Source organism: Methylibium sp., assembly GCF_013817365.1.
In the GTDB taxonomy this organism is placed as follows: domain Bacteria; phylum Pseudomonadota; class Gammaproteobacteria; order Burkholderiales; family Burkholderiaceae_C; genus Methylibium.
In genome coordinates this window covers 1-5,078 of sequence record NZ_JACDCU010000307.1, presented here as the reverse complement: position 1 = coordinate 5,078, position 5,078 = coordinate 1, and the positions used below count along the sequence as shown (strand labels likewise).

At 67.7% G+C, this 5,078-nt stretch carries 3 protein-coding genes and 1 riboswitch; of the genes, 1 reads left to right on the top strand and 2 read right to left on the bottom strand.

Going from position 1 to position 5,078, the window contains the following annotated elements; genetic code table 11:
* Positions 1 to 360: 360 nt before the first annotated feature.
* Positions 361 to 3,156 (bottom strand): methionine synthase, encoded by a 2,796-nt coding sequence (gene metH, locus H0W38_RS16300; RefSeq protein WP_292456003.1) that lies wholly within the window; start codon positions 3,154 to 3,156, stop codon positions 361 to 363.
* 37 nt (positions 3,157 to 3,193) lie between these two features.
* A riboswitch (S-adenosyl-L-homocysteine riboswitch) is annotated at positions 3,194 to 3,289 on the bottom strand.
* A 214-nt stretch (positions 3,290 to 3,503) separates the two neighbouring features.
* On the opposite strand from metH, the gene H0W38_RS16295 reads away from it, so the two are divergent.
* Positions 3,504 to 4,022 (top strand): hypothetical protein, encoded by a 519-nt coding sequence (locus tag H0W38_RS16295; RefSeq protein ID WP_292456001.1) that lies wholly within the window; start codon positions 3,504 to 3,506, stop codon positions 4,020 to 4,022.
* Between the two features lie 66 nt (positions 4,023 to 4,088).
* Here the strand turns inward: H0W38_RS16295 and H0W38_RS16290 are convergent.
* Positions 4,089 to 5,078, bottom strand: a 990-nt coding sequence (locus tag H0W38_RS16290; RefSeq protein ID WP_292456000.1) for a homocysteine S-methyltransferase family protein, incomplete at its 5' end; no start/stop codon positions are given.

Here is a 5,078-nt window from a genome sequence, read left to right as displayed (position 1 = left end):
GGCGGGGGCTCGTCACCGCCCGCCTCGTTGCCGCCGCCGCTGCCGCCGCAGGCAGCGAGCAGGAGGGCGAGCAACACGCTGCAGGCGAGCGTGCGCCAGGGTCGCCGCAGGGCGCCGTCGTGTTCTTTTCTCATGGGCCTCCCGCCGTGCCGGCGAATGCGTGCCAGCTTGCGGAAAGGAGGACCGCAGCTTCCATGCCCTGCACGTGGCACTCGGGCAGGCGTGATGCAGTTCACGCCCCAGCCCGGCCGCACGACGCGTTGCGGCATATGTCACGAGCTGTGTGGCCGCGCTCCGTCAGCCTTGATGCCAGTTGTGAGTGGCGTCAGCGACTGCAACGCCAGCGCGCCAGCGCCGCGATCACAACAGCGGCGCGAGCGCCCGGCGAGCGTCGTCCTGGCTCGACGCCGTGCGCTGCGCCCAGTCGTCCAGTTGATCCTGTGCGATCTTGCCAACGTTGAAATAGGCCGCCTCTGGATGCGCGAGGTAAAAGCCGCTGACGCTGGCCGCCGGAGTCATCGCCAGGCTCTCGGTCAACCCCATCTGCGCCTCATCGGCCCGCAGCACGCGGAACATCTCGCGCTTGACGGTGTGGTCGGGGCACGCCGGATAACCCGGCGCCGGGCGGATGCCGCGGTAGGCCTCCTTGATGAGTTGCTCGGTGCTCAGCGCCTCGTCGGGCGCATAGCCCCAGAACTCGGTGCGCACGCGCTGGTGCAGGCGCTCGGCAAAGGCCTCGGCCAGCCGGTCGGCCAACGCCTTGAGCGTGATGGACGAGTAGTCGTCGAGGTCGGCCATGAATTGCGCGACCTTCTTTTCCGTGCCGACGCCGCCGGTCACTGCGAACAGGCCGATGTAGTCGGGCTTCGCCCCCCTGGGCGCGATGAAGTCGGCCAGGCAGCGGTTGGCGCGGCGCACCCCGTCGATCACCGGCCGCTCGGTCTGCATGCGCAGGCCGTGCCAGGTCATCAGCACTTCGCTGCGGGTTTCGTCGGTGTAGATCTCGATGTCGTCGTCGCCCACGGTGTTGGCCGGGTACAGGCCCATGACGCCGTGCGCCTGTAGCCAGCGGCCTTCGATCAGCCGGTGCAGCATGCGCTTGGCATCGCTGAAGACGCGTTGGGCCTCGGTGCCGACCACCTCGTCGCGCAGGATTTCGGGGAAGGGCCCCGCGAGGTCCCAGGTCTGGAAGAAGGGCCCCCAGTCGATGCAGGCAGCCAGCTCGTTCAGGTCGTAGTTGTTGAACACCCGTCGTCCGATGAACTTGGGCGCCGGCGGCGTGTAGGCCGACCAGTCGATCGGCGTCTTGTTGGCGCGCGCCTGGGCCAGGGTAACCATGGGCACGGCCTTCTTGTTGGCGTGCTGCTCGCGCACGCGGTCGTAGTCCACCTTGAGATCGTCGATGAACTTCGCGGCGCGCTCATCGGAGAGTAGGTCGGAGCACACGCCCACGCTGCGCGAAGCATCGGGCACGTAGACCACCGGGCCTTCGTACTTGGGCGCGATCTTCACCGCCGTGTGCACGCGGCTGCAGGTGGCGCCGCCGATGAGCAGCGGCAGCTTGCGGCTGACGAAGTAGTCGTCGCGCTGCATCTCGGCGGCCACGTGCTGCATTTCTTCGAGGCTGGGCGTGATGAGGCCCGAGAGGCCCACGATGTCCGCGCCCTCGGCCTTGGCCATGGCGAGGATGTCCTGGCACGGGACCATCACGCCCATGTTGACGACTTCGAAGTTGTTGCACTGGAGCACGACGGTGACGATGTTCTTGCCGATGTCGTGCACGTCGCCCTTGACGGTGGCGATGACGATCTTGCCCTTGGCCCTGGCCTCACCGCCGCCTTCGATCAGCAGCTTCTTCTCCTCCTCGATGTAGGGCAGCAGGTGGGCCACTGCCTGCTTCATCACGCGCGCACTCTTGACCACCTGCGGCAGGAACATCTTGCCCTGGCCGAACAGGTCGCCGACGATGTTCATGCCGGCCATCAGCGGGCCCTCGATCACGTGCAGCGGACGGCCGCCGCCGGCCTGGATGGCCACCCAGGCTTCTTCCGTGTCGACGACGATGAAGTCCGTGATGCCATTGATCAGCGCGTGCGAGAGCCGCGCGTTCACATCACCGGCGCGCCAGGCCAGCCGGGCGCTGTCGACCTTGCCGACGCTCTTGGCGCGCTCGGCAATCTCGATCAGACGCTCGCCCGGTGACAGTTGCGCCTCGCCCGGCTTGTAGGCCGGCTGGCGGTTGAGCACCACGTCCTCGACGCGCTCCTTGAGCTCGGGATCGAGCTCGTCGTACACGCCCACCATGCCGGCATTGACGATGCCCATGTCCATGCCGGCCTGGATGGCGTGGTACAGGAACACGGTATGGATGGCCTCGCGCACCGGCTCGTTGCCGCGGAAGCTGAACGACACGTTGCTCACCCCGCCGCTTACCTTGGCGCCCGGAAGGTTTTCCTTGATCCATCGCGTGGCCTCGATGAAATCGACCGCGTAGTTGTCGTGCTCCTCGATGCCGGTGGCGATCGCGAAGATGTTGGGGTCGAAGATGATGTCCTCGGGCGCGAAGCCGACTTCCTCCACCAGGATCTTGTAGGCGCGCGCGCAGATATCGGTCTTGCGCGCGAAGGTGTCGGCCTGGCCTTTCTCGTCGAAGGCCATCACGACCGCGGCGGCGCCGTAGCGGCGCACGAGATTGGCCTGGCGGCGGAACTCGCCCTCGCCCTCCTTCATGGAGATCGAGTTGACGATGCCCTTGCCCTGGATACACGCGAGGCCGGCCTCGATCACGCTCCACTTGGAGCTGTCGATCATGATCGGCACGCGCGCGATCTCCGGCTCGGAGGCGATGAGGTGCAGGAAGCGCACCATCGCTTCCTTCGAATCGAGCATGGCCTCGTCCATGTTCACGTCGATGACCTGCGCGCCGTTCTCGACCTGCTGGCGCGCGACCGCCAGCGCTTCTTCGAACTGTCCGGCGAGGATCATCCGCGCGAAGGCTTTTGAGCCGGTGACGTTGGTGCGCTCGCCGATGTTGACGAACAGCGACTCGGCGCCGATGGCGAACGGCTCGAGGCCCGAGAGCCGCATCGGCGGCAGGTGCAGAGCAGTGGAAGCGGCGGAAACGGTCATCGCGAGGGCACCAGCCAGACGTCGCACCCGGTGCTGCGGCCCACCCGCAGCCCGCCGGGCGGCGGACGGGTGAGCGCCGTTGCAAAGGGCGCCTGCGGCACCCCGCCTCGAGCCTGGCAACCTTCATGGGATGAAGGTTGTCGCAACGCTCCTCGAGAAGCCGGTATTTTAGTGGCGCGATTGGAAGTCGCGGGGACGCTCGCGGCGAGGATTCAACCCGGCATCCAAGGCCACGTTTCGGCTCGCGCGTGCCTTGGCTATCGCAACGGCTGCCGCATTCGGCGTCGCGCGCGTGGCCTCACACTTACAAAACCTCACCCGCCTGCGGGGCCTCCCGCTTGCGCGGCACAGTGGCAGCGGTTGGAATCCTCGCCATGAAAATGAACCCGAAACTCACCCTTTGCGCAGTGGCCTTCATGGCCACCCTGGCCGGTTGCGCCACCGACCCGGCGGGCCGCCCGGATGTCGTGCCCTCGCTCGGCGGCCTGTTCGGCTCGGGCCTGTCGCCCGCGCTCGAATCGCAGCGCTCGCGCCTGAAGAACGCCTTGAGCGGCACGCCGGTGGTGATCGAAGCGACCGAAGACCAGCGCTTGCGTGTCGAAGTACCGGCCAGGTTCTCCTTCGACCCCGGCCGCGCCGCCGTCAAGCCGGCGCTGGCCGCGGTGCTGGATCAGCTGGCCGTCGGCTTCAAGCCGCAGGCCGCGACCACCGAACTGCGCGTCGGCGTGCCGGCCGGCGACGACGCCTCGCCGCGGCTGGTGCAGGAACGCGGCGCCAGCACACGCGACTACCTGATCGGCCGTGGCGTGCCGGTCTCGCGCATCGTCGGCGTGGGCCAGGCGGTCGGTGGCGTGCTGGAGATCGTGGTCAGCGACCGTCCCACGGCGCGTTAGCGCATCCGCTCTTTTGCATTCGCCGGCGCGGTGCAACGCGCATCGGTGCCGGCCAGGTCGCAGGGTTCAGGCCGCCTCAGCGGTCACCCCCAGCCAACGCTCGTTGCGCGCCCGTGGCTTGTAGGCACTCACGCGTTTGGCGATCTCGGCAATGTGCTCCGGCGTGGTGCCGCAGCAGCCGCCCGCGATGTTGAGAAAGCCCGCCTTCGCGAAACCCTCGACCAGCCCGCCGGTGACGTCCGGCGTTTCGTCGAAGCCGGTGTCACTCATCGGGTTGGGCAGGCCGGCGTTCGGGTAGCAGGAGACGAAGGTGTCGCCGGCCACCTTGGCCAGCTCCTCGATGTAGGGCCGCATGAGCGCGGCGCCGAGCGCGCAGTTCAGGCCCACCGCGATCGGCTTGGCGTGGCGCACCGAATGCCAGAACGCGCTGACCGTCTGGCCGCTGAGGATGCGGCCGGAGGCATCGGTCACGGTCCCGGAGATGATCACCGGCAGGCGCTCGCCGGTCAGCTCGAACAGCTCGTCGATCGCGAAGATCGCAGCCTTGGCGTTGAGGGTGTCGAAGATGGTCTCGACCAGGAACAGGTCGGCGCCGCCGTCGAGCAGGGCCTGGGCCTGTTCAAGATACGCCTCGCGCAGCGCCTCGAACGTCACGTTGCGTGCCGCCGGGTCGTTGACCTCCGGGCTGATGCTGGCCGTGCGCGGTGTCGGGCCCAGGGCGCCAGCCACGAAGCGTGGCTTGTCCGGGGTGCTGAACCTGTCACAAGCCGCGCGGGCCAATTGCGCGGCGACGAGATTCATTTCGCCGGCCACCGCCCCCAAGCCGTAGTCGTCCTGAGCGATCGAGGTCGCCCCGAAGGTGTTGGTCTCGATGATGTCGGCGCCGGCCGCGAGATAGCCCTCGTGGATCTCGGTGATGACATCGGGCCGCGTGAACTGCAGCAGTTCGTTGTTGCCCTTCAGGTCTTTGGGATGGTCCTTGAAGCGCTCGCCGCGGTAATCGGCCTCGCCGAGCTTGTAGCGCTGGATCATGGTGCCCATGGCACCGTCGAGGAT

Bases quoted from the DNA above. Each gene is read 5' to 3' on its own strand.
- H0W38_RS16295 (WP_292456001.1), top strand. From the start codon at position 3,504: ATGAAAATGAACCCGAAACTCACCCTTTGCGCAGTGGCCTTCATGGCC.